The 25,110-nt window shown below is 36.2% G+C and carries 22 protein-coding genes and 1 other annotated feature; of the genes, 6 read left to right on the top strand and 16 right to left on the bottom strand.

Features of this window, described 5'->3' with window-relative positions; translation table 11 throughout:
* Positions 1-109 precede the first annotated feature (109 nt).
* The 4 genes from N0K80_RS01830 to hisS all read right to left on the bottom strand — a co-directional run bounded on the left by N0K80_RS01830 (position 110) and on the right by hisS (position 4,847).
* Positions 110-985, bottom strand: a complete 876-nt coding sequence (locus N0K80_RS01830) for a YitT family protein (RefSeq protein WP_057973592.1) — start codon at positions 983-985, stop codon at positions 110-112.
* 151 nt (positions 986-1,136) lie between these two features.
* Positions 1,137-1,658, bottom strand: coding sequence for a peptide-methionine (S)-S-oxide reductase MsrA (msrA, locus tag N0K80_RS01825; RefSeq protein ID WP_269023594.1), 522 nt, complete (start codon positions 1,656-1,658; stop codon positions 1,137-1,139).
* Positions 1,659-1,767: 109 nt separating this feature from the next.
* Positions 1,768-3,537 carry an aspartate--tRNA ligase gene (gene aspS / locus N0K80_RS01820; protein ID WP_269023593.1) on the bottom strand — a complete coding sequence of 590 codons (1,770 nt, stop codon included), beginning with the start codon at positions 3,535-3,537 and terminating at the stop codon, positions 1,768-1,770.
* Positions 3,534-4,847: a histidine--tRNA ligase gene (gene hisS / locus N0K80_RS01815; RefSeq protein WP_146342138.1), complete on the bottom strand. Its 1,314-nt coding sequence runs from the start codon at positions 4,845-4,847 to the stop codon at positions 3,534-3,536. Before hisS ends, aspS begins: the two co-directional genes overlap by 4 nt.
* 58 nt (positions 4,848-4,905) lie before the next feature.
* Positions 4,906-5,093, bottom strand: a binding site (T-box leader).
* A 250-nt stretch (positions 5,094-5,343) separates the two neighbouring features.
* Between hisS and N0K80_RS01810 the strand changes: the two genes are divergently transcribed.
* A complete protein-coding gene (locus N0K80_RS01810) occupies positions 5,344-6,102 on the top strand; it encodes an N-acetylmuramoyl-L-alanine amidase (RefSeq protein ID WP_269026178.1) in 759 nt (252 codons plus the stop codon).
* Positions 6,103-6,126: 24 nt separating this feature from the next.
* Here N0K80_RS01810 and N0K80_RS01805 read toward each other — a convergent pair whose 3' ends face one another.
* From N0K80_RS01805 to N0K80_RS01775, 7 genes are all read right to left on the bottom strand, one after another.
* A complete protein-coding gene (locus N0K80_RS01805; protein WP_269023591.1) occupies positions 6,127-6,750 on the bottom strand; it encodes an HAD-IA family hydrolase in 624 nt (207 codons plus the stop codon).
* A 72-nt stretch (positions 6,751-6,822) separates the two neighbouring features.
* Positions 6,823-7,269: a D-aminoacyl-tRNA deacylase gene (gene dtd, locus N0K80_RS01800; protein WP_269023590.1), complete on the bottom strand. Its 447-nt coding sequence runs from the start codon at positions 7,267-7,269 to the stop codon at positions 6,823-6,825.
* A gap of 23 nt (positions 7,270-7,292) precedes the next feature.
* Positions 7,293-9,521: a RelA/SpoT family protein gene (locus tag N0K80_RS01795; protein WP_057973599.1), complete on the bottom strand. Its 2,229-nt coding sequence runs from the start codon at positions 9,519-9,521 to the stop codon at positions 7,293-7,295.
* Between the two features lie 75 nt (positions 9,522-9,596).
* Positions 9,597-9,920, bottom strand: a complete 324-nt coding sequence (locus N0K80_RS01790; protein WP_146342142.1) for a hypothetical protein — start codon at positions 9,918-9,920, stop codon at positions 9,597-9,599.
* A gap of 35 nt (positions 9,921-9,955) precedes the next feature.
* Complete coding sequence (locus tag N0K80_RS01785; RefSeq protein ID WP_269023589.1) at positions 9,956-10,684, bottom strand: 16S rRNA (uracil(1498)-N(3))-methyltransferase; 729 nt, start codon at positions 10,682-10,684, stop codon at positions 9,956-9,958.
* A 9-nt stretch (positions 10,685-10,693) separates the two neighbouring features.
* Complete coding sequence (prmA, locus tag N0K80_RS01780) at positions 10,694-11,641, bottom strand: 50S ribosomal protein L11 methyltransferase (RefSeq protein WP_269023588.1); 948 nt, start codon at positions 11,639-11,641, stop codon at positions 10,694-10,696.
* Between the two features lie 12 nt (positions 11,642-11,653).
* Entirely contained in the window at positions 11,654-12,142 is a 489-nt protein-coding gene (locus tag N0K80_RS01775; RefSeq protein ID WP_269023587.1) for a DUF3013 family protein, read from the bottom strand.
* A 169-nt stretch (positions 12,143-12,311) separates the two neighbouring features.
* Here N0K80_RS01775 and N0K80_RS01770 point away from each other — a divergent pair, with 169 nt between their 5' ends.
* The 5 genes from N0K80_RS01770 to N0K80_RS01750 all read left to right on the top strand — a co-directional run bounded on the left by N0K80_RS01770 (position 12,312) and on the right by N0K80_RS01750 (position 18,769).
* Positions 12,312-13,271 (top strand): nucleoside hydrolase, encoded by a 960-nt coding sequence (locus N0K80_RS01770; RefSeq protein WP_269023586.1) that lies wholly within the window; start codon positions 12,312-12,314, stop codon positions 13,269-13,271.
* An 18-nt stretch (positions 13,272-13,289) separates the two neighbouring features.
* The gene (locus N0K80_RS01765; protein WP_269023585.1) at positions 13,290-13,649 is read left to right on the top strand and encodes a hypothetical protein; all 360 of its coding nucleotides are present in this window, start codon (positions 13,290-13,292) and stop codon (positions 13,647-13,649) included.
* Positions 13,650-13,757: 108 nt separating this feature from the next.
* On the top strand, positions 13,758-15,299 hold the full coding sequence (gntK, locus tag N0K80_RS01760; protein ID WP_112249960.1) for a gluconokinase: 1,542 nt from the start codon (positions 13,758-13,760) through the stop codon (positions 15,297-15,299).
* 21 nt (positions 15,300-15,320) lie between these two features.
* Positions 15,321-16,673: a gluconate:H+ symporter gene (locus N0K80_RS01755; RefSeq protein WP_146342149.1), complete on the top strand. Its 1,353-nt coding sequence runs from the start codon at positions 15,321-15,323 to the stop codon at positions 16,671-16,673.
* Between the two features lie 113 nt (positions 16,674-16,786).
* Complete coding sequence (locus tag N0K80_RS01750; RefSeq protein ID WP_269023584.1) at positions 16,787-18,769, top strand: cation:proton antiporter; 1,983 nt, start codon at positions 16,787-16,789, stop codon at positions 18,767-18,769.
* A 45-nt stretch (positions 18,770-18,814) separates the two neighbouring features.
* Here the strand turns inward: N0K80_RS01750 and N0K80_RS01745 are convergent, their stop codons facing one another.
* From N0K80_RS01745 to dnaK, 5 genes are all read right to left on the bottom strand, one after another.
* The gene (locus N0K80_RS01745; RefSeq protein ID WP_269023583.1) at positions 18,815-19,336 is read right to left on the bottom strand and encodes a DNA-3-methyladenine glycosylase I; all 522 of its coding nucleotides are present in this window, start codon (positions 19,334-19,336) and stop codon (positions 18,815-18,817) included.
* A gap of 97 nt (positions 19,337-19,433) precedes the next feature.
* The gene (locus N0K80_RS01740) at positions 19,434-19,925 is read right to left on the bottom strand and encodes a GNAT family N-acetyltransferase (RefSeq protein ID WP_269023582.1); all 492 of its coding nucleotides are present in this window, start codon (positions 19,923-19,925) and stop codon (positions 19,434-19,436) included.
* 109 nt (positions 19,926-20,034) lie between these two features.
* Positions 20,035-21,876: a translation elongation factor 4 gene (lepA, locus tag N0K80_RS01735; RefSeq protein ID WP_146342152.1), complete on the bottom strand. Its 1,842-nt coding sequence runs from the start codon at positions 21,874-21,876 to the stop codon at positions 20,035-20,037.
* Positions 21,877-22,005: 129 nt separating this feature from the next.
* A complete protein-coding gene (gene dnaJ, locus N0K80_RS01730; protein ID WP_057973611.1) occupies positions 22,006-23,142 on the bottom strand; it encodes a molecular chaperone DnaJ in 1,137 nt (378 codons plus the stop codon).
* A gap of 125 nt (positions 23,143-23,267) precedes the next feature.
* The gene (dnaK, locus tag N0K80_RS01725; RefSeq protein ID WP_112249964.1) at positions 23,268-25,103 is read right to left on the bottom strand and encodes a molecular chaperone DnaK; all 1,836 of its coding nucleotides are present in this window, start codon (positions 25,101-25,103) and stop codon (positions 23,268-23,270) included.
* Between the last annotated feature and the right edge of the window lie 7 nt (positions 25,104-25,110).

Raw genomic sequence — 25,110 nt, 5'->3', positions numbered from 1 at the left:
GAAACGTTATCACTCTTTTTAGAGAAGCTTATGAACGACATTATTTTGATAAGAAATAAGTAGAGATTTTTTTTAATTTGCATAACTCAATAATCCTTTAATTTATAATTTATAATGCCTGCTCATAAAAACGTCCCCAAATTTGGACGTTTTCTGAGATACTAACGAATGCGACTGGATCTGACTCTTCCATTGCATCATGCAATTCGTTTTGCTCATATCTTGATATTACAGTAATTAAAAGTGTTTTATCATCGTGATGATATGCCCCTTCAACGTCGTTCACGATTGTGATACCACGGCGCATATGATTTTGAATCGAATCAATAACACTTTTTGGACGGCTCGTTACAATCATAACTTGCATTTTTTGTTGTCTCGTATAAACCATATCCATAACTCTAGCATTTACGAATAATCCTAGTGCAGAATAAAAGGCATATGGCCATCCATAAATAAAACCGGCAGCCAAAACAATGAAGGCATTGAAAATAATATTAATCGTTCCAATGCTTTTACCCGTTTTCTTTTTAATCGTTAACCCAATGATATCTAATCCACCAGTTGAAATACCATTTCTAAGTGCTAAACCCGTTCCAAACCCATTAACTGCTCCCCCAAAAATTGCACAAATAATAGGATCAGTTGTCAAGGTTACTGGTGTAATTGCTTTAATCATGATACTTGAGAAAACAACTGCTAAGAAAGTAAAAACAGTAAAACGATGACCAATTTTATTCCAAGCTAAAACAAACATTGGCGTATTTAACAGAAATAATAATAGGGCTGTCGATATTTGAAAAGGCGCATACCGACTAAGTAAAGTTGATACCAATTGTGCTAGTCCGGTAATACCAGATGCATATATTTTACCCGGCGTCCAAAAAAAGTTCATCGCAACGGAAACTAGTATCGCATAAATAAATGCCGTTGAAGCTTTGGCCGCATATGAATGCTTTTTAAAAATTTGTTGCAGATCGTCCATGATCAAAAAACCTCACATTTCATTTTGACAATTTATGAATATTATACCATTCATTGCATTTGTATGCCGTTAGACATTAATTTATCAATTAAAACTTAATATATACAAAAAAACTCTCCGAAATTACCATTCGAAAAGTTTCTTTTTTACGCTATTCAGATTTCCACACAGATTCTTTAAATTGTTGACGCCCACCATTTTCTTCTATGGCAAATCGTCTTGGGTTCTTTTTATAAAATTCCTGATGATAGTCTTCCGCCGCATAAAACGGACTAGCATCTTCAATACTTGTCACAATTGGTTCTTTAAAACGATGACTATCAATTAATGCTTGTTTTGATACTTCCGCAACTTTCCTTTGATCATCACTCAAAGTATAAATCACCGGTCGGTAAGATTCACCCCTGTCTTGAAACTGTCCCATTGCATCAGTTGGATCAGTCTGACGCCAATAAATATCTACCAACTGAGAATAATTAATTTGATTAGGGTCAAACGTAATCTCTACGGCTTCTGTGTGTCCTGTCGTTTCAGAAACGACATCTTCGTAGGTCGGATTTTTTGTATGTCCACCAGTATATCCAGACACAACGTTTAAAATTCCAGGTTGTTCTTCGAATGGTTCCACCATGCACCAGAAACAGCCACCAGAAAATATTGCTTTTTCACTCATAGTTATCGTCTCCTTTTTTATTGTGCTAAGCATAGCTTAACCCACCAAAAATTGATATTTTTTTGCTTAAAAAAAAGACTAATGAACTTAATCATTAGTCTTTGCATTCTTATTTCATATCTTGTTCATTAATTTTTAACGATAATTCATCCAATTGTTTAGTTGCAACTGAACTAGGCGCATTGGTTAATGGTTCTGATGCTTTTGAGTTTTTAGGGAATGCAATAACTTCACGAATGTTATCCTTTTTAGCCAACAACATTGCAAATCTATCTAACCCAATAGCTAAACCACCATGAGGTGGGAATCCGTAATCAAGTGCATCTAAGAAAAATCCAAATTGTTCTTCTGCACTTTCTTTAGTAAATCCTAATGCTTTAAACATTTTTTCTTGAATATCGCGTTTATGAATACGGATCGAGCCGCCACCCAATTCATAACCATTTAAAATGATATCATAACTTTGCGCATGTGCTTCATGCGGATTTTCATCAAGCAAATGAACATCTTCTTCATTTGGCATGGTGAACGGATGATGTGCGGTAATGAACTTATCGAAGTCTTCACTGTATTCAAATAATGGCCAATCAACAACCCAAAGAAATGCAAATCGACTTTCATCAATCATATCCATTTCTTTAGCAATATCGTTACGTAAGTAGCCTAATGAGGCACGGACGACGCTGGCCTTATCAGCAACAAATAAAATTAAATCGCCAACATTTGCGCCAGCTGCTTCTTTAATCACATCAACGTGATCATTCAAGAATTTAGCAATTGGACCGCTGAAACCTTCCTCAGTCACTTTGACCCAAGCTAATCCTTTAGCGCCAAACCGTTCAATATAAGCTGTCTTAGCATCAATTGCTTTACGTGAATACTTATCGGCACCACCAGGAATGGCAATTGCATTAACAAGTCCGCCATTTTCCAACGTATTAGTAAATACTTTGAAATCAATATCCTTAACTGCTTCCGCCATATCTTTTAATTCCATGTCAAATCTGATATCTGGTTTTTCAGAACCATATCTTGCCATTGATTCATTCCATGTCATACGTTGTAAAGGTAATTCAAGATCAATATCCAAGGTATCTTTCATGACACGTTTTAATAAACCTTCAGTTAAATCTTGAATTTCTTCAGCAGACATAAATGAAGTCTCTAAATCTATTTGAGTAAATTCTGGTTGACGATCACCACGCAAATCTTCATCCCTAAAACAACGAGCAATTTGATAGTAACGATCAAAACCGGCATTCATTAACAATTGTTTGAACAATTGAGGTGATTGTGGTAACGCATAGAAGTGACCAGGATAAACACGTGAAGGTACTAAATAATCACGTGCCCCTTCAGGCGTTGATTTAGTTAGGTATGGTGTTTCGATATCAACAAACTTTTGATCATCCAAATAGCTATGAACTGATTGTGTAATGCGGCTACGAATCATCAATGATTTTTGCATCTCAGGACGACGTAAATCTAAATAACGATATTTTAATCGCGTATCATCTGCAACGTTAATATCATCTTGTATTTCAAATGGTGGTGTTTTAGCCTTGTTTAAAATAATTGTATTATGAACTTCAACTTCAACTTTACCCGTTTTCATTCTTGGGTTAATTGCTTTAGCATCACGTGCAGTAACTTGCCCTTCGATTTCAATGACAAATTCGTTACGTAATTCTTCAGCAACTTTCAAAGCCCCGGAATCAAATTCTTGGCTAAATACTAATTGGACGATACCTTCACGATCACGTAGGTCAATAAAAATTAAATTTCCTAAATCACGTCGTTTTTGAACCCATCCTTTTAAGGTCACCGTTTGACCAATAAAAGTTTCATCAACTAAACCACTATATGTTGTTCTTTTCATTCTCCATCAGCCTCTACTTCCAATTTTAATGCGTTTTGATATACTTTTGAAAAATCTGTATAAACATCGCTTAATTTCACTGTAACTTCTTGACTTGTTTTCATATTTTTAAAGTTTAAAGTTTGCGTTTCTAATTCACTCTCGCCCAATGTCATTACAAAATGAGCGTTCATACGGTTAGCCGATTTAAATTGACCTTTGGGCTTACGATTCAAGTAATCCCTCTCAACTGAAAATCCAGCTTTACGCATTGACTGTACAAGTTTTAATGATTCAATATTTGTTTCTTCACCAATACCCACAACATAAACGTCTAAGTCTTGTTCAACGGGCAATTTAGCATCTTCAGCTTCAAGCACTAGTAATAATCTCTCAATACCCAAGCCAAACCCAATCCCAGGTGTTTCGGGTCCGCCCAATTGTTCGACAAGCCCGTTGTAACGTCCACCGGCGCAGATAGTCGTAAATTTACCACCAAATGCTTTCGAGTCAGACATTATTTCAAAAATAGTATGGTTATAATAATCAAGTCCACGAACCATTGTTGAATCAACTTCATACGAGATTTCCAATGCATCAAGCAACTCTTTGACTTGATCAAAATGTTTTTGAGAATCCTCGCTCAGATAATCAAGAATTGATGGTGCATTTTTTACGATTTCTTGATCGCCTTTATCTTTGCTATCTAATACACGTAACGGATTTTTTTCCAAACGTGCCTTAGAATCATCGCTTAATTGGTCCTTAAAAGGTCTTAAATAGTCAACTAGCGCATCGCGATAGTTATCGCGACTATTGTTATCACCCAAAGTATTAATCGCCAATTTTAGATTAGTCAATCCAAATTTTGATAAGAAATCAATTGCCATCGCCATGACTTCAACATCAAGGGTTGGGTTATCAACACCAAATGCTTCGACACCAATTTGATGGAATTGACGTAATCGTCCAGATTGAGGTCTTTCATATCGGAACATTGGTCCAATATAATACGTTTTAAATGGCTTTTGAATTTCTGGTCCATAAAGTTTATTTTCAACATATGCCCTGACAACTCCGGCTGTTCCTTCCGGACGCAACGTTATATGACGATCACCTTTGTCTTTAAAATCGTACATTTCCTTCGTTACAATATCCGAAGTATCCCCCGAAGTTCTTGAGAAAACCTCAAAATGTTCAAAAAGTGGCGTTCTAATTTCCTCGTACTGATAACTAGAAAATATTTTTCTTGCCGTTTCTTCAACATATTGCCATTTTTTTGAATCAGTTGGAATAATATCAGCAGTGCCTTTTGGACGTTGAAATTTCATTATAAATCCTCCTGTTTTGGGGCATCATATAGACAAAAAAGCACCCTCATCTAAATACGACAAGGGTGCTTTTGCACGGTACCACCTTAATTTTTACTAATAGCTTAACGCAACTTAAACGACATGTGGTTTAAACACACGCACCTCAAAAGTGTCTTTCAGTTTATCAAAATGGTGAATATTTCAGCAAATTATTCACTCTCTGTTCATTTTATTAAACTTAATTTCTTTTTTCATCGGTTTTAATATTTTATTACCTTTAAATTTACCCGAATACGCCCTTAAAGTCAAGTGTGGCTTAACTTTCAATATTACTCAAAATTGATTCTTACTATTAGTCAAATTTTTGGTATAATACAACTTAGATTCAATTTCTTATAGTTAAAGGAGCACGTCAATGGCAACAGGGAGAAAACAAGGCAGCAACATAAACTGGCCGAGAGTCATTTTATTGATTATCATCTTTTTCACCTTGTGCCTAGGTGTAGCGAAAACGATGAGTTACTTAGGGGAAACTGTTGTTGAATCAGACAATATCAACGTACGTACGGGACCTAGCACGTCATTTAAAGTAACCAATACTTTAAAAAAAGGAGAACGCATCTCCATTATTCGAGAAAAAAATAATTGGTCATATGTTTTACTTCCTGATGACAAAAAAGGCTGGGTTGCAAATTGGCTTCTTGCTAAAAAAAATGCCACAGTCACAAAACTGTCTGAGGCAACAATTGTTTTAGATCCCGGACACGGTGGTAATGATTCAGGAGCCCTCTCAATTAAAAAGAAACAAGAAAAAATTTATACACTTCAAATGGCAATAAGAGTAGCTAATCTCCTCAAAGCACGTGGTGCTAACGTTCTTTTAACGCGAGACTCCGATTCGTATGTTGGTTTAACACCACGCGCAAAACTTGCTGAATCGAATAATGCAGACGCATTTATTAGTTTTCATTTTGATTCATCACCTAATGACAATGAAGCAACAGGATTAACCAGTTACTATTATAAGAAATCGACAGATTTAGCGCTCGCTTCAGCATTAAACGTTGAACTGAACAATACCGGTCTCAATAATCGTGGAACCGAATTTGGAGATTTCCTCGTTTTGAGAGAAAATACGCAACCATCGGTTTTACTAGAACTTGGCTACATTAATACTAAATATGACTTCAAGTTAATTCAAAATGATAATTTCCAAGAAAAAACGGCTGAATCAATTGTTAAGGGCTTAGATAACTATTTCAAAAATAAATAAGACGATGACATTTTAGTCATCGTCTTATTTTTCGATTAAATCGATTAATTTCAAAACACGTTTTTCTGGAACTTCAACAGTTGTAATCATTTGGTCAAAATCAAACAGATAGCCTTTCATTCCCGCATTGTGTCCTGCCGCAATGTCTAGCTCACGATCACCTATCATTGCGGCCGTTTGTAAATCAACCCCATTTTTTTCTACAAGATAATTAAGCGACGCTGGATTTGGTTTTCTTGGGAATTTTTGATTCGAAGTTACAAAATCTGAAAATAAATTTAAGACATGATTTTCTTTCATCATGTTAATCGCGCTTTGATCTCTATGTGTTAATAGGAAGTTATGTCCGCCGTTGTTAGTTACCCATTCGCAAACTTCCTCGGCACCCGGAAATAATTTTACATTAACCTGTTCTTTTATCTCTAAGTTAGTATAATTTTCTTTTAATTTATCTACATTTAAACTTGGGTTCATATTAGAATATAGTTGAATTGCCTGTCTAACAGATTTTTCTCGCATAATCTGATAAATATCCTCACCGGCAACACTAATATTTTGTAATTGAAGCGCTTTTTGAAATGCGTTAACCATCCCTGGGTAAGTATCAAAAAGCGTCCCATCAAAATCCCAAAAATAATTATTTACCATTATTCTGACCTCTTCCTACTATAATAATAAACCTTAAAAAGGCGTACTAGAGACCTAACTCTAATACACCTTTTATTTTTGTTCAGAATCAAAAATGATTGTTACAGGACCATCATTTAAAAGCTCAACCGCCATATCTGCTCCAAATTGTCCAGTTTTTACAACGGATACAACATTAGCTAACTTTTGATTGAATTCCTCATAATGTTTTTCAGCTAATTCAGGATCTTCTGCCAGCGAAAAACCAGGTCTATTTCCTTTTTTTGTTGATGCATACAACGTAAATTGCGAAATGGACAGAATCTCTCCCGCAATTTCTTGAATACTTAAATTCATTTTACCGTCGTTATCTTCAAATAATCGAGAGTTTGAAATTTTTTTAACCATATAATCTATTTCGTTAGATGTATCGCCGGATTTAAACCCCACTAATAACAGATAACCCGCATTAACACGATTAAATACTTGACCATCTATTGTGACGTTAGCATGTTTCACGCGCTGAACAACAACTTTCATTTTTAAACCCTCCATTAAAAAAATTAATGAATCTTTCTTTTGACTGCGTACACGTCTTCAACACTCTTTAGTGTCTCCATCGTTCTTTCTAATTGAATGATATCTTTCACACCGACTGAAACATCCATTGTTGCAATTTTGTTATTGTCAACGCGACCATTTACTGAGCTTAATTGCTTAGTTGTATTATTCAATGATTGTAAAATATCATTTAAAAGTCCTGAACGATTGTAGCCTTGAATTTCTAAATCAGATTGATAGTTAGCCTTATTATCTGTAACTTTTTCCCATTTCACACTAATAATCCGTTCACCAGATTCTTCAGCTTTAATCACATTGGGACATTCAACGCGATGAATTGAAACACCACGTCCTTTAGTAATGTACCCAATAATATTGTCTCCCGGAATTGGATTACAACAATGGCTGAGTCGAACAAGTAAATTGTCAACGCCATCGATTACAATGCCACCATCATGGCTACTCTTACGATTCTTATCAGGTGTTTCAGCTTTTTTAAGTGGTTTATGATCTTCCAAAATCGCTTTTTGTTCATTTACTTGTCGGACTTCTTCCTCTTTAGAACGAATGTCTTCAGTTAGCGTATTAGCTGTCCCCAACGTTGCAATTTCACCAAAACCAATTGCAGCATACAAATCATCTGCTTCTGCTAATTGTTTCTTATCTAAAAGTCGTTTCATATTTTCTTTAGTGATAACTTCTTTTGGATCAAAACCTAAATCAATAAGTTGAATGGTTAGTAACTCCTCACCCTTTGTGATGTTAGCAACACGGTCTTGTAATTTAAAGAAACGCTTAATTTTATTACGCGCTTTATTTGTGTGTACCAAGTTTACCCAATCACGACTAGGCCCCATTGAACTCTTACTCGTTAGAATATCAACAATGTCACCATTCTTGACTTGGTAATCTAATGGGACAATCTTACCATTTACTTTTGCCCCTGTCGTATGGTGTCCGATTTCAGTATGAATACTGTAAGCCATATCAAGCGGTCCTGCACCTTTAGGTAGTTCAAAAACATCACCTTTTGGCGTGAAAACATAGACCCGATCGCCGAAGATATCGCCTTTAACACTTTCCATAAAATCAGAAGCGTCATCGGTTTCATCTTGCAATTCAATAATTTCTTTAAACCAGTTTAATTTTGTTCCAGCATCATCTTGTTGAACTTTTTCTTTTACGCCTTCTTTATAGGCCCAATGTGCAGCGACTCCAAATTCAGCAATTTCATGCATCTCTTTAGTTCTGATCTGAACTTCAAAAGGACGACCTTCCGGACCAACAACCGTCGTATGAAGTGACTGATACAAGTTAGCCTTGGGTATTGCAATATAATCTTTAAATCGCCCAGGCATTGGTTTCCATCTTGAATGAATGGCCCCAAGTACTGCATAACAATCTTTAATTGATCCAACAATCACCCTGACCGCTAAAAGATCATAAATTTGAGAAAATTGTTTATGTTGATCTTTCATTTTTTTATAAACGGAATATAAATGTTTGGGACGGCCATAAATTTCACTCGAAACTTTCAAATCACTAATGGATATCTTAATTTCCTCAATCGCACCGGAAATATATTCTTCACGTTCCTCACGTTTTGAATTCATCAAATGGACAATTCGATAATACTGTTGTGGATTTAAATAACGCAGCGAACTATCTTCTAGCTCCCATTTAATCGTGCTGATACCCAAACGATCTGCCAAAGGTGCATAAATCTCTAATGTTTCATTCGCAATTCGACGTTGTTTATCCGGACGTAAATGTTTCAACGTTCGCATATTATGCAATCGATCCGCCAATTTAACAATAATTACTCGTAAATCTTTAGACATGGCTAAAAGTAACTTACGATGATTTTCAGCCAACTGTTCTTGGTGGGATTTATATTGAATCTGCCCAAGTTTAGTAACACCATCAACGATTACTTCTACGTCTTTTCCAAAAAGTTCACCTAAATCACCTAAAGTAACCTGTGTGTCTTCAACAACATCGTGTAAAAATCCGGCACTAACTGTTTCAGGGTCCATTTTTAATTCAGCTAGGATACCAGCAACTTGTATCGGATGCATAATATAGGGTTCACCCGACTTGCGATATTGGTCTTTATGAACATACGTAGCAAAATCACACGCTTTTTGTACAAACTTAACGTGTTCTTCATTCATGTAGCTTTCAACGATTTCCAAGACGTCTCTAGCGCTCCACATTTCTTCTTTTGTCATATCTAAACACCTCTTTTTATATAAAATAAAAGTACGCGATGACATAATCCAGTCGGCGTACTTACGTATTCATAATTAATTTTTTGAAATTCCCCATGTTAATAACGACAAGCAGAGATAAATGAGTGCAAAAAGAATCATGACACTTTGAAACAAGTGAAATAAGACGCCAATTGCAAAAATTATCGGGAAGAAAAAAACAAAAATTAAGCTGTGATTACTTTTACCTACAACGACACCAACAGCAATGGCATAAATCACATTTACTACAAATAACGAAACACCAATCTTCACAACGTCATTTGCATTGGCCAAGGTTAACAACATTGGTAAAACAACCCCAACGGCAACACCTACTGCCAAATACCATGCAGAAGTTATATTTAATACTTTTTTCAAAAATTTTTCCTCATTTCATTTTCTCATGCTTCATTTTAACTTAATTCACTAAAAAATGAAAGACTCGCCAATAGGTATAATGGAGCTGTTTCCGCACGTAATATTCTAGGCCCCAGACCAACTTTTTTATAACCAGCTGAAGATAATTTATTAATTTCAGCTTCGGAAATACCACCCTCTGAACCAAACACTGCAATCAAATTTTGATTAGGCTTAATTAAATCAAATGATTTTTTTAATTGACTAACCTCACCTTGCTTAGCTGATTCTTCGTAGGCAACAATCTGAATATCATAAGATTGTTGAAATAATTCATCAATCTTATTAACATAGGCAATTGTTGGAATTACAGTTCGATGCGATTGCTCTGCTGCGCCCTGAGCAATTTTTTGTAGCCGTTCAATTTTCTTAGCTTGTTTTTTCTGATCCCATTTAGCGATAGAAAAATCACTATTAAAAAAGATAAATCTGCTAGCACCCATCTCAGTCCCTTTTTGTACAATCCAATCAGCTTTGTCTTTTTTCGAAAGGGCTGACGCAATTGTAACTGCAATTGGTAATTCAACTTGCGATTCTACTGTGATTTGATACTCAAAATTAACGAAATCATCGGTAATTTGTGTCGCTCTTGCGACGACAACTTCCTCTGACTGCTTCACTAATTCAACCTTATCGCCAACCGATAAACGCATAACCTTAGTGGCATGATGGAAATCTTCATCCGTCAAAACCAACTCATTAGATTTCAAAAAATATCTTTGCATCCTTAGTCCCTAACCTTCCGAGTCCATTTTAACTGCAATGATTGAAAACCAATCACCCATATTTAATATTTGCTGTATTTCAAACCCACCATTTATCAGTGATGATTTAATTAAATTAACCTTATCCGCAATGATACCAGAAGTTACGAAATAACCCCCAGAATTTAAACTATTTTTAGCTTGTGGAATTAGAGGTACAATAATTTCAGACAAGATATTAGCAACAATTAAATCAACTTGTTTCTCGATACCGTTCAGCAAGTCATTTGCCGCAACATGAACTTCACTCGCAACTGGATTTAAGTTAAAATTTAACACTGCGGCTTCAACTGCAATATCATCTAAATCATAAGCATCAATCTGGCTAACGCCTAAATGTTTGGCGGCAATACTTAGAACTCCTGAGCCAGTTCCAACATCTATCATCGTTTCACCACCACGAATGACTTGTTCTAATGCAACTAAGGCTAATCGAGTTGTTGGATGTGTCCCCGTTCCGAACGCCTTTCCTGGATCTAACTGAATCACTTTTTCGTCCAACTGGCTGGGTTCGTATTTCTCCCAACTTGGTACAATGGTTAAGAAACGGGTCACTCTAACGGGGTGATAGTATTGTTGCCATTCTAATCCCCATCCCTGATCATCAACTTCAGTCGATTCAATTAATCCCTGTCCTATATTAAGACCAAAATCTACCAACTGATTAACCTTACTTTGGATAACGGGTAATATTTCGGGAATAAATACTATTTCCGGAAAGAATGCAGATACTTTAGCACCTTCAACTTGATGTTCAACTAATCCAAAATCGTACCCAGATAAATTATCTTGCATCAATTTTTCAAAGTCTTTTGAGTCATCAATTTGAACGCCCTCGGCACCACTTTCAATTAAAATATTTGAAACGGCTTCAACAGCTTCACTACTAGTTAAGACACTTAATTCGGTCCACTTCAAATTGACATCCTCCTAAAATTTTGGGTATACCAAACGCATACTTTTTTGTGTACTTTGTGCTTTTTGAATTTTTTCAAAGTCGCTAGCTGACCAACCTAATTCAAAAAATTCAGCGTCGTCATCGTTTAAGAAATCTAGTAAATCACTTTGACCGTTATCTAACACAACTTGTAAATAGTTAATAAATGCGGCACCTTCTGAGTGTTTCCATCCTGCTTTACCATCAAATGGTAACGTAACTAAATAATCTTTTTCAACTTCTTTTGGATCAAAACGTTCTACGTCATATAATAATATCGCATCCCCAAATGATATGATGGGTAACTCAGAGTTAACGCCCTCAATATCTAAGATTGCTTGTTGTGATTTATTTTCCGCATAAAATGTTAAATCTACGGTAAAAGTATGATCTTTTTTTTGCCAATCCAACTCGATATCGCCATCAAAATCTATTTTTGGCAATTCATTCTTTAAGTAATCTAATAATGTTTCTTGTGCCATGCCGTCACCTCATATTTAACTATATTTTAAATACACTAACTATTGTTTAGCTCTCAATTGTTATTATAAAGCATTGTTGCCATTCGTGCATTAAATATAGGGGGAAACGATAACAATTTATCGTTTTTTTTGGTAAACTGAAGTTATAAAATATTGAGGAGGTTTTATTATGGGAAGAAAAAAAATGATTTTAGATTTAGATACTGGAATTGACGACGCGATGGCAATTGCTTATGCACTTGCTAGTGAGGAAATTGATTTAATTGGTATCGTTGGATCTTATGGTAACTTACAAATGTCAGATGGCGTTCAAAATAGTTTAGACTTACTTACACTACTTGGTCAGCCCAATATTCCAGTCTATCTTGGCGAAGAACATTCGTTAACAACGCACTCTTTTGATACTTTGAAAATTAGCCAAGAAATTCATGGTATGAATGGTATAGGCGATATCACTATTCCAAAATCTGACCAATCACCTCATTCAGGGTCCGGTATTGATTTTATAATTGACTCCGCAAAAAAATTTCAGTCAGATTTAATTGTCGTCCCAACCGGACCATTAACAAACTTAGCATTAGCAATTAAACAAGCACCTGAAATTGAAACGTTAATTGGTAAAGTCGTTTTAATGGGAGGTGCTCTAACAATCCCCGGAAATGTCAGTCCCGTAGCTGAAGCAAATATTAATCAAGATCCTGAAGCTGCTAATGAAGTTTTTCAAAGCAAGCTAACAATTACAATGGTTGGTCTAGATGTGACACTTAAGACACTTTTAACAAAAAAGGAAACACAAGAATGGCGACAACTCAACAGTACTTCAAGTCGTGCCTTTGCTGATATCGTAGATTTTTATATTGAAGCTTATGCAAGTTTGAAAACTAATTTGGATGGTTGTGCCCTTCATGACCCACTTGCCGTCGCAGTTGCAATAGATCCCTCTCTGGTCACAACGTTACCAATTAATATGAAAGTTGACACAAAGTCGCCTTTCAGTGGTCGAACAATTGGTGATGAACGACGTTTGAATTCAAATGAAGCCACAACAGAAGTAGCTATAGCTGTTGAAACAGAACGTTTCTTATCCGTATTTATGACAAGATTATCAACTTTGTTTTCAAAAAATTAAATTTAATGAGGTTCATTTATGCAATATCTAGGTCCAGCAATTATTTTGGTTTGGTTTACCATGACAACCATGATTTATATATCTGCAAAAACAAAACGTCGCAAATTTTCATATAAGTCTTTATTTTTTGGCTCATTAGCCTGGGAGAAAAATAGTCGTAATTGGCTTTTAATACTAGGTTTGTTCCTACTTGTTAGTTTGAACCCAATTACGGACACATTCATTTTTCTAATATCACTTGGTTGTTACATCATTATTCTCGCGGGCTCTAATTTATTATTGCATCGTGGTAATCATCATCAACATATGCTAGCGCTCTTTTTTTCAGTCTTTTTAATTGGCTTAGCTATTTATCCGCTCCTATCAAATTTCAGGTAGAGGTTAATTAGTTGCTTTATAATTCTCTAAAGAAGATAATGTAAGCGTTAACCAACTTATTATCGAAAACATCGTCCACAATACTATTTACTTAAGGAGATTTCTACTATGCCATACATGATTGGTGTCGATATCGGAACAACCAGCACGAAAGCAGTTTTATATGATCTTAAAGGTAGCGTAATTGAATACGCAAACATCGGTTACCCACTTTATCAAGAAGAAGATGGAATGGCTGAGCAAGATCCTGAAGAAATTTACGCTGCCGTAACTGAGGCAATTACTCAGGTTAATAAAAAGGCAAATCTAAGTTCCACTGATTTAAAAGGTGTCGCATTTTCCGCCGCGATGCATAGCTTAATATTACTCGATAAAAATCACAAACCACTTACGCGATCAATCACTTGGGCTGACAATAGAGCCAGCAAATGGAGTGACGATTTAAATGAGTCAGGTATTGGTCATGAAATTTATCTCAAAACCGGAACACCTATCCATCCAATGTCGCCATTGTCGAAATTAATTTGGTTAAAAAACGAAAAACCAGATTTATTTGGTCAAGCAGCCTACTTCGTTGGTATTAAAGATTATATTTTATATCAATTATTTGATCGACTTGTTATTGATCATTCACTAGCATCGGCAACAGGTTTGTTTAATATCTTTAATTTAGATTGGGATGAACAAGCACTATCAGTAGCCGGAGTTACGCCTGAGAAGTTACCAGAATTAGTCGAGACAACTTACCAATTAACAGGACTCGATAAAGAATTTTCTAAAAAAACGGGTATTAGTCGTAAAGTACCATTTATTATTGGCGCAAGTGATGGGGTCCTTTCAAACCTTGGTGTCGACGCTATTGATCCAGGCGTTGCAGCCGTTACAATTGGCACAAGTGGTGCAGTCAGAATGGTTATTGATCACCCCGTTACAGATCCTAAAGGACGTTTATTCTGTTACGCGCTCGCAAAAGATAAATGGGTTATTGGCGGGCCGGTTAATAATGGAGGGATCGTCTTCCGTTGGTTGAGAGATGAGATATTTACGCCCGAAAAAATTACCGCTGAACAAATGCAGATTGATCCATACGAAATCATTACTCAGATTGCCGAAAAAGTCCCTGCTGGATCCGATGGACTACTCTTCCATCCTTATCTTGGTGGCGAACGTGCACCTCTTTGGGATGCAAATGCCAGAGGTTCATTTTTCGGATTAACACGACAACATACACGTGCGCATATGGCGCGTGCCGTCCTAGAAGGAATTGTCTTTAATTTGGATATGGTCATGTTGGCATTAACCGAAGTTTCTGGAAGTCCTACTAGAATTCAAGCAACAGGGGGATTCGCTCAGTCTTCATTATGGCGTCAACTATTGGCTGATATTTTTGAGCAAGAAGTTACAATTCCCGAAAGCTTTGAAAGTTCTTGTCTTGGTGCGGCCGTTTTAGGTATGGAAAGTTTGCACTTAATTGCTGATTTATCTGCCGTTGAAAATATGATTGGTTCAACGCATGTTCATCAACCACAAAAAGAAAATTTTGAAGTCTATCGTGAATTGTTACCTATATTTGTTCGTTTAAGTCGATCATTGAGTTCTGAATATAAAAACATTTCTGATTTCCAACGTAAACATTATCATCAAATCTAGTACCACTGGGGGAAAGCTATTATGCCACTTTTAATCGTTTTTATTGGAATCTTATTTTTACTTTTATTAATTATTAAGTTTAAGCTAAATACATTTGTTTCATTAATTATTACGTCATTTGCTGTTGCCATAGGCTTGGGGATGCCATTAGATAAAATTACAACCTCAATTGAAAATGGGATTGGTAGTCAATTGGGCCATCTATCATTAGTTTTCGGATTTGGTGCCATGCTTGGTAAATTAGTAGCGGATTCGGGTGGCGCTTACCGAATTGCGACTACCTTAATTAATCGTTTCGGTCGAAAATGGATTCAATTGGCTGTTGTATTAGCATCATTTATTATTGGTATCGCCTTATTCTTCGAGGTGGGTATTGTTTTATTAATTCCAATTATTTTTGCAATCGCAACAGAATTGGGTATTTCAATCTTATACCTTGGGATTCCCATGGCAGCTGCACTTTCTGTTACCCATGGATTCTTGCCTCCTCATCCAGCGCCAACGGCAATTGCATCAGCTCTAAATGCTAATGTAGGGATGGTTCTCATTTATGGCTTAATATTAGCCATTCCTGTGACTTTAATTGCGGGACCGCTCTTTGCAGTCGTTGCCCAAAAATATATTCCTTCAGCATTTAAGCAAAAAGGGAATTTAAGTGCACTAGGAACACAAAAGGAATTCAAGCTTGAAGATACACCTAGTTTTGGAATGAGTACGTTAACATCATTATTCCCTGTTATCATTATGGCCATTTCAACGATCTACGATATGGTTGTTAATAAAGGAATTCAGCCGAAAAATCCAAACTCAGTAGATTCATTCTTTATGTTTATCGGTGCTCCTGGCGTGGCTATGCTTCTCTCGCTATTGTTTGCTATTTATTCAATGGGATTTGCACGCAAAATACCCGTTAAAGATATTATGTCATCTCTTGAAGTAGCTGTTAAACAAATTGCAATGTTACTATTAATTATTGGTGGTGGTGGCGCATTTAAACAAGTACTTGTCGACGGTGGCGTTGCAGATGTTATCTCAAAAATGTTTGAGTCATCTTCATTATCACCACTTTTCTTAGGCTGGTTGATTGCTGCACTACTGAGAGTTTCTCTTGGCTCTGCGACAGTTGCTGCATTGACTGCAGCTGGTCTTGTTAGTGGATTAATGGCAGGTACAGGTGTTGATCCAGCATTAATGGTAATTGCAATTGGTTCTGGTAGTTTAATTGCCTCACACGTTAATGATGCAGGTTTCTGGATGATTAAAGAATACTTTGATTTATCTGTTAAAGAAACACTCGCAACATGGACGGTTCTGGAAACAGTCGTTTCCGTCTCTGGACTTGGTGGCGTTATGATTATTAATTTGTTCGTATAATAAATGAAAGGACTAAGTTATTTCAGATAACTTAGTCCTTTTTATATGTCGTTAAATTCCGACATGTGTTAATATAGAGTCCATTCTAAAAGAAGTTTTCGGAGGATTTAATTATGAGTTCCTTATCCATTATTTTATTACTACTTGGTGGCGTAGTTATCGCAAATGTATTTGCCATTAAATTTCCTAGAATTCCACAAGCCTTTTATCAAATCGGCATTGGTTTAGGTCTATCACTATTACCACTTTTTCAACATTTCGAACTAAAACCAGAATTATTTTTTATGATGATCGTTGCACCCATTATTTTTAATGAAGCACAAAATACATCTAGGCGTGCATTGGCTAAAAACATTTTAGCCACACTTTCACTGGCCATTGTACTAGTTGGACTAACCATTGTTGTCACGGGTTTTCTAGCTCACACCTTCTTGCCAGAACTTTCTCTTGCTCTAGCATTTGCGTTAGCCGCAATTGTTACACCCACGGATACGGTTGCCGTTTCTTCAGTGACTAAAAATTTACCGATCCCTGAATCAATGATGAATATATTGGAAAATGAATCGTTATTCAATGATGCATCCGGTATCGTTGGCCTTAATTTAGCCCTAACGGCTTTTGCCTCCGGTACGTTTTCTGTAAATGAAGGTCTGAACGCTTTTAACGCATCATTTTTCGGTGGTCTATTAATTGGTGGCTTTCTTGGCCTCATATTCGTTAGAATACGATTGACGTTGTTAAGTTGGAATATTGAAGACACTGCCGTTATGATTCCCATCGAAATCATAACGCCTTTTCTCATTTATTTTATCTCTGAAGAATTTGGTTTTTCAGGTATTTTAGCTGTCGTTGCCGCAGGATTAATACATGGCGTTCAAAAAGACCGTTTAAGATTATCTTCAACTAAGCTACAGTTTGTATCAAGTAGTCTCTGGAAAGTACTGACAGATGCCTTAAACGGCTTTGTCTTTGTTGTTTTAGGGTTAACATTACCAACGGTCACGTTAGATTTATTCAAAGGTTCAGGGTTCAATTCATTAATTTTATTCGCCATTAGTTTAGGTATTTACGCTGTTATGACATTAATGCGCTTCTTATGGGCTCGTTTCGTATTAAATATGTCATCAATAAAAGATAATTTAACATTCGCCTTGAGTGGTATTCATGGAACAATTACATTATCAATGGCCTACTCATTGCCATTAATAACAATTTCAGGTGCACCATTTCCGATGAGAAACGAAATTATTTTTATGGCCGCACTCGTTATTTTGATTAGTATGATTGTTCCAACGCTTTTGTTACCACGTCTGATCCCTAAAAAGAATGAACTTGCTATTCCAGAAAATACGAGTCGTGTTCGTTCACAAATGGTTATTTATACGGTTGAACAGCTTAATATGACGACAGTTCCTAGCCCAGAACGTCAAATAGTCATTGAAACATTATACAACCAACAGAATTTTTTAAAACGACCCAAAAAGAATGATTTTTATGAACTATTGGAAAAAACACAAGAAATTGAAGAAAATATTTTACGCGAACTACTATCGAGTGGTCAGGTTTCAGAAAAAATGGTAACGTGGTACGAGAAATTTTTAGTGACTACCTATCAATCAACACGTGGATTTTCATTAAAAAATTTGCTCATGCATTTAAAATTTTATTTACTACGCTTATTTAAAAAACTCGCTATCAAAAAAGGAAAGAAAGCTTTATCTCAAGTTACAGGAGATCAGAAATCTGCCTTTAAAAAATATTACAGTAGCACTAAAGACGAATTTATTTTAATGGAAGAATCTGGCTACCAGGCCGCAATCAACTACTTAACATCCATTACAACTGTTGAAAATTCTATGACTGTCACCATGGTCAGACAATTTTTATCAGTCCGTCATAGACGGTCATTTTCAAATGAAACTGAACTTATTTCACAAAATAATATCTTTATAAGTGCCTTCCAGCTAGAATACAATTTTGTTCAACTTCAATTAGAACAAAACTTAATCTCACGAGAAACGGCAAACTCACTTCGAGAACAAATTTCATACGACGAGATGGTTTATATGCAAAATACGGACTCATTCTCATCATAAACAAAAATGGTAACTAGATTATATTTTAATCTAGTTACCATTTTTTCATTCATTTAATACATTGTCCTGAACCATTCCGCCAGCTTTCATAAACATATACATAACAATCGGTCCAACATATGTGAAGCCATGTTTCTTCATGTCCACTGCAACCGCTTTTGATAATTCACTACTTGTCGGTACTTCATCACGTTCAGTATATTCATTTATTAAGGGTTTATCATCAACAAATTTCCATAAATAATTTGAAAAACTACCATATTCTTTTTGAATGGCTAAAACTGCTTGAGCATCATTAATCGTTGCGTTAATTTTCCGTTCATTCTTAATCATGTCACTATCTTTCAACATAACTTCTATTTCGTCAGGTAATATCGCGGCCACTCGTTCTACGTTGTAATCATAAAAATATTTTGCAAAAACGTCTCGTTTTCCGGCAATCATCTTCCAATTCAAACCTACTTGAAAAATACCAATCGTCAATAATTGAAATAGCTTGGAATCCTCATACGTCGGTTTCCCCCATTGTTCATGGTACCAAGTCCAACTTTTATCTGTTTCCATCATAGTCACTCCCCTTTAATGACTTTAGTGTACAAAAAAAAGAGGAATACAACAAGCAAGTTGTACTCATCCTGGTATTTTAAGTATTATTCTTCAATAACTAAATAACCTTAACCATGTTAAACCACTCTGCTCCGCCATGCTCAGATAACGCCATTCCTTCATTTTTATAGCCATGTCTTTCATAGAATTCAATAAGTTCGCGTAAACACGTCAGAGTAACCGCTTGTCGCTTATTAGATAACGCATTTTCTTCCATAGCTTTAAGTAGCTGACCCGATATTCCCTGATGCTGATACTTTGCAGAAACAGCTAAACTTAAAATACTCTGGAATCCTCCGTTCGCAGGGTTTACGGTCGTTTTTATAAATAAATCATCTGTTAAATATCGTTGATTAACGACTGGCCCATTAATAAAACCTATGACCTTATTATCATCGTTGCGAGCAACAAAAAATGTATCCGTAATATGTTCGATTCTTTCGGCAATTGCTTCTTTCGTTGCCGCCTGTTCTGGAACAAATCCAGCTTCTTCAATTTTGAATATATCTAATAAGTCATCCGGGTTTACATTGGTTATTTTAATAGTCAACTTAAAAAATCCTCCAGTATATTTATTCATTGAAATACAAAAAGACTGAATTGAGGTGAACCCACAATAAAAACCAGTCTTTTATATACTAATATTTAATTTAAAAAATCTATTTTTTCTTAGTTTCTTCCTCTTCGTCAATCTTCAAGACAGCCATAAACGCTTCTTGAGGAATTTCAACGTTACCAACTTGCTTCATTCGTTTTTTACCAGCTTTTTGTTTTTCTAACAGTTTCATGCGACGCGTACGATCCCCACCATAAAGCTTAGCCGTAACATCTTTACGGTAAGCTTTAATATTGGTTCTCGCAATAATTTTTTGCCCGGCCGCAGCTTGGACTGGAATTTCAAACATTTGACGGGGAATTAATGTCCGTAGTTTGTTGACAATTCCTTTACCACGTTCAAACGAGAAATCTCGATGGACGATAAAGCTCAAAGCATCAACTGCTTCACCATTTAATAGGATATCAACCTTAATTAAATCACTTGGACGATAACCTTCTTCTTCGTAGTCAAGAGAAGCATATCCACGCGTATTTGATTTTAACTTATCGAAGAAATCAAAAATAATTTCCGATAAAGGCATATGATAAATAATATTGACGCGGAATTCGTCCAAATAGTCCATGGTATCAAAAACGCCACGTTTTTTCTGGCAAAGTTCCATAACCGCACCAACATATTCGTTAGGTACCATAATACTTGCCTTCACGTATGGCTCGTTAATCTGTTTAATTGATGATGGTTCTGGCATTTCAGAAGGATTAGAAACAATTAATTTCTCACCATCGGTTAAATCAACATGATAAATAACGGATGGTGCCGTCGTTATCAAATCTAGCCCAGATTCACGTTCTAAGCGTTCTTGAACAACATCCATGTGCAATAACCCTAAGAACCCACAACGGAACCCAAATCCTAAGGCTTGAGACGTTTCTGGCTCAAATTGTAGTGCAGCATCATTCAGCTGTAATCTTTCAAGTGCTTCACGTAATTCATTATATTTTGAATTATCAACGGGATAGAGTCCACAATAAACCATCGGATTAATTGCGCGATAACCGTCTAACGGTTCAGTAGCAGGATTATCTGCTGATGTTACTGTATCACCAACTCGCGTATCACGAATATCTTTAATCGCCGCTGTAATATAACCAACGTCGCCAGCCATTAAGAATTCACGGTCAACGGCCTTAGGTGACATAACACCAACTTCTGTGACTTCGTATTTTTTCTTACTATTCATTAATTCAATCGTATCACCAGGTTTTACGACACCATCAACTACTCGGATACTTAAAACAACACCACGATAGCTATCATAAATTGAATCAAAAATTAATGCCTTGAGCGGTTTCTTTAAATCACCACTTGGCGCAGGAATTTTTGTAACAATTTGTTCAAGCATTTCTTCAATACCAATTCCATTTTTTGCACTCGCTAAAACGGCATCAGAAGCATCTAATCCAATAACATCTTCAATTTCTTTTTTCACCATTTCAATATTAGCAGATGGTAAATCAATTTTATTAATGACTGGTAAGATTTCAAGATCGTCATCGATTGCTAAATAAACGTTTGCAAGTGTTTGTGCCTCAACCCCCTGAGCGGCATCAACAACAAGCACGGCACCCTCACAAGCAGCCAAGCTTCTTGAAACCTCATAGGTAAAATCAACGTGTCCTGGCGTATCAATTAAATGGAAGATATATGTTTCACCATCTTTAGCAAGATAATGTAACTCAACCGCATTTAATTTTATTGTAATACCACGTTCTCGTTCAAGATCCATTGAATCCAATAATTGATTCTTCATCTCACGTTTCGTAACTGTATCAGTCATCTCAAGGATACGATCCGCAAGCGTTGATTTTCCGTGATCAATATGTGCCACAATCGAAAAATTACGAATATGTTTTTGTCTGTCTTGCATTTCTTCAAAATCCATTAATTGCGTCCTACTTTCTTGTCTCTATCTTTTTCAATTATAACAATCAACACAGGTAAACACAATTACAGTTCTTGTGCAAAAAAAGATAGGATCATCTCATCAAGACGATCCTATCTTCCAATTTACTTATTTTTTACCCTTAAATTGATCTTTTAACTTATCAAACAAGTTACCTTCACCAACAACATTCTTGCCGCTGGCCGTAGCAAACTCTTTTAAGGCTTCTTTTTGTTCTTTTTTCAAATTACGAGGCGTTTCAATATTGACCGTCACTTGTTGGTCACCATTACCTTTACCATGTAATTTAGGTGCACCCTTATCACGTAATCTAAATGTTGTTCCCGTCTGAGTTCCAGCTGGAATTTTCATTTTAACATCACCGTGTACCGTTTCAACCGTCACTTCGTCACCCAAAGCGGCTTGAACGAAACTTATTGGGACATCAATATAAATCTCAGATCCTTCGCGATCAAAGGTTCCACTAGCTTGGACTCTAAAGATAATGTACAAGTCTCCATAAGGTCCGCTATTCTCGCCCGCTTCACCTTGTCCTTGTAGACGCATTTGTTGACCATCTTCAACGCCGGCAGGAACGGTTACTTTAACTTCATGTCTTTCGTCAGTATGACCTGAACCATGACAAGTTTCACATTTTTCTTCAATTTCTTTACCTGAACCATGACAAACGTCACATTCTTGTTCAGTCATCATATTGCCAAGTGGTGTCCGACGTTCAACTTGAATTGTACCTCGGCCGCCACACTTGCGACATGTAATTGGAGATGTTCCAGGTTTTGCACCAGAACCGCCACAAGTGGCACAAAGACTTTTACGATTGTATTTGATTGTTGATTCCTTACCAAAAACACCTTCATTAAATGTTAATGTCATCTCGTATTGTAAGTCACGTCCTGCACGCGGAGCAGTTGGATCTTGAGTAGCACCGCCACCGAAAAATGAACTGAAAATATCTTCAAATCCACCGCCGCCAAATCCACCTTGTTGGCCTTGACCACCAAAACCTCGGTAGCCACCACCTTGTGATCCAGCCGAACCATATTGGTCATATTCAGCTTTCTTTTGAGGATCTCCAACAGTTTCATAAGCTTCAGTAATTTCTTTGAATTTATCTTCTGCACCAGCATCTTTATTAATATCTGGATGATATTGTTTAGATAACTTACGGTACGCTTTTTTTATTTCTTCAGGTGATGATTCCTTAGTCACACCAAGTACATCATATGGATCTCTGTTCTCTGCCATTCCGTACCTCCGAATAACCTTTTTGGTTTTTATTGCTCTAAATAGGATAACATGCCTAACATGAAATAAAAAGTCAAAGTCCCAAAGGCCTTTGACTTTCCATCATGCTTAGAATTTAGTAAAAATTACTTCTTGTCTTCAGGTTTAACTTCTTCGAAGTCACCATCGACTGTTTCATCCTTAGGGTCTTTAGCTGCGCCTTCGGCACCAGCTTCACCTTGAGCATCTTGTGCTTGTTGATATAATTTAACAGTTAAGTCTTGAACAATTTTATTCAATTCGTCTTTCTTAACTTTCATATCTTCAACGTTGTTATCTTCTTGAGCTTTCTTCAAAGCATCACGAGCGTCTTCTGCAGATTTAATTTCTTCTTCAGTTACTTTACCTTTTAATTCTTCTAAAGTTTTATCGACTGAGAATAATAATTGGTCAACTTCATTTTTCAAGTCAACTTCTTCTTTACGTGCTTTATCAGCTTCTTCATTTTCTTTAGCTTCATTAACCATGCGTTCGATTTCGTCTTCTGCAAGACCACCTGAACTCTTGATTGTAATTTTTTGTTCTTTGTTTGTGCCTAAATCTTTAGCAGAAACATTAACAATCCCATTTTTATCAATATCAAATTTAACTTCGATTTGAGGGATGCCACGAGGTGCAGCAGGAATATCATTTAATTGGAAGCGACCCAATGTTTTGTTATCTGTAGCCATTGGACGTTCACCTTGTAAGACATGGATATCAACGGCTGGTTGGTTATCTGCAGCTGTTGAGAATGTTTGTGACTTACTTGTTGGAATTGTTGTGTTACGGTCAATTAACTTAGTAAAGACACTACCCATTGTTTCAATACCCAATGAAAGTGGTGTTACATCAAGTAAAACGACATCCTTAACATCCCCAGTAATCACACCACCTTGAATTGCGGCACCAAGTGCAACAGCTTCATCAGGGTTAACTGATTGGTTAGGTTTGTGATCTGTTTCCTTTTCAACTAATGCTTGAACTGCTGGAATACGTGTTGATCCACCAACCAAGATAACTTGATCAATATCAGCATTTGTTAAACCGGCATCCTTCAAAGCATTTTGAACTGGAATACGTGTACGTTCAACTAATTCTTGTGTTAAGTTATCGAATTGTGCACGTGATAATGTTGCTTCTAAATGTAAAGGTCCAGCAGCACCGGCTGTGATAAATGGTAAGCTAATTTGTGCACTAGTAACACCAGAAACATCTTTTTTAGCCTTTTCAGCAGCATCTTTAAGACGTTGCATTGCCATTTTATCTTTTGATAAATCAATACCATTTTCTTTTTTGAAAGTATCAACTAACCAGTCCATGATTTTTTGATCAAAATCATCGCCACCAAGTTTAGTATCACCATTTGTTGATAACACTTCAAAGACACCATCGCCTAATTCAAGGATAGAAACATCAAATGTACCACCACCTAAATCAAAAACAAGGATTTTTTCATCTTTTTCAGTATTTTCAAGACCGTATGCCAAAGCTGCTGCAGTTGGTTCGTTAACGATACGTTCAACTTCTAAACCAGCAATTTTACCGGCATCTTTTGTAGCTTGACGTTGTGAATCATTGAAGTATGCAGGAACCGTAATAACAGCTTGTGTTACTGATTCGCCTAAGTATGCTTCAGAATATTCTTTAATGTATTGTAAAATCATTGCTGAAACTTCTTGTGGTGTATATGATTTACCTTGAATATCAACTTTATAGCCTTCTTCACCCATGTGACGTTTAATTGATGCCACAGTATCTGGATTTGTGATTGCTTGACGTTTAGCCACTTCACCGACTTGTGTTTCGCCATCTTTAAATGAAACAACTGATGGTGTTGTACGGTTTCCTTCTGGATTTGTAATAATTTTTGCTTCTTTACCTTCTAAAACAGCAACAGCTGAGTTAGTTGTTCCTAAATCAATTCCTATAATCTTTGCCATAATTTAT

The organism is Dellaglioa carnosa (genome assembly GCF_026948345.1).
GTDB classification, from domain to species: Bacteria; Bacillota; Bacilli; order Lactobacillales; family Lactobacillaceae; genus Dellaglioa; species Dellaglioa algida.
This window is presented reverse-complemented; position numbering and strand designations above follow the sequence as displayed.

Bases quoted from the DNA above. Each gene is read 5' to 3' on its own strand.
- N0K80_RS01830 (WP_057973592.1), bottom strand. From the start codon at position 985: ATGGACGATCTGCAACAAATTTTTAAAAAGCATTCATATGCGGCCAAA.
- msrA (WP_269023594.1), bottom strand. From the start codon at position 1,658: ATGAGTGAAAAAGCAATATTTTCTGGTGGCTGTTTCTGGTGCATGGTG.
- aspS (WP_269023593.1), bottom strand. From the start codon at position 3,537: ATGAAAAGAACAACATATAGTGGTTTAGTTGATGAAACTTTTATTGGT.
- hisS (WP_146342138.1), bottom strand. From the start codon at position 4,847: ATGAAATTTCAACGTCCAAAAGGCACTGCTGATATTATTCCAACTGAT.
- N0K80_RS01810 (WP_269026178.1), top strand. From the start codon at position 5,344: ATGAGTTACTTAGGGGAAACTGTTGTTGAATCAGACAATATCAACGTA.
- N0K80_RS01805 (WP_269023591.1), bottom strand. From the start codon at position 6,750: ATGGTAAATAATTATTTTTGGGATTTTGATGGGACGCTTTTTGATACT.
- dtd (WP_269023590.1), bottom strand. From the start codon at position 7,269: ATGAAAGTTGTTGTTCAGCGCGTGAAACATGCTAACGTCACAATAGAT.
- N0K80_RS01795 (WP_057973599.1), bottom strand. From the start codon at position 9,521: ATGACAAAAGAAGAAATGTGGAGCGCTAGAGACGTCTTGGAAATCGTT.
- N0K80_RS01785 (WP_269023589.1), bottom strand. From the start codon at position 10,684: ATGCAAAGATATTTTTTGAAATCTAATGAGTTGGTTTTGACGGATGAA.
- N0K80_RS01775 (WP_269023587.1), bottom strand. From the start codon at position 12,142: ATGGCACAAGAAACATTATTAGATTACTTAAAGAATGAATTGCCAAAA.
- N0K80_RS01770 (WP_269023586.1), top strand. From the start codon at position 12,312: ATGGGAAGAAAAAAAATGATTTTAGATTTAGATACTGGAATTGACGAC.
- N0K80_RS01765 (WP_269023585.1), top strand. From the start codon at position 13,290: ATGCAATATCTAGGTCCAGCAATTATTTTGGTTTGGTTTACCATGACA.
- gntK (WP_112249960.1), top strand. From the start codon at position 13,758: ATGCCATACATGATTGGTGTCGATATCGGAACAACCAGCACGAAAGCA.
- N0K80_RS01755 (WP_146342149.1), top strand. From the start codon at position 15,321: ATGCCACTTTTAATCGTTTTTATTGGAATCTTATTTTTACTTTTATTA.
- N0K80_RS01750 (WP_269023584.1), top strand. From the start codon at position 16,787: ATGAGTTCCTTATCCATTATTTTATTACTACTTGGTGGCGTAGTTATC.
- N0K80_RS01745 (WP_269023583.1), bottom strand. From the start codon at position 19,336: ATGATGGAAACAGATAAAAGTTGGACTTGGTACCATGAACAATGGGGG.
- lepA (WP_146342152.1), bottom strand. From the start codon at position 21,876: ATGGATTTTGAAGAAATGCAAGACAGACAAAAACATATTCGTAATTTT.
- dnaJ (WP_057973611.1), bottom strand. From the start codon at position 23,142: ATGGCAGAGAACAGAGATCCATATGATGTACTTGGTGTGACTAAGGAA.
- dnaK (WP_112249964.1), bottom strand. From the start codon at position 25,103: ATGGCAAAGATTATAGGAATTGATTTAGGAACAACTAACTCAGCTGTT.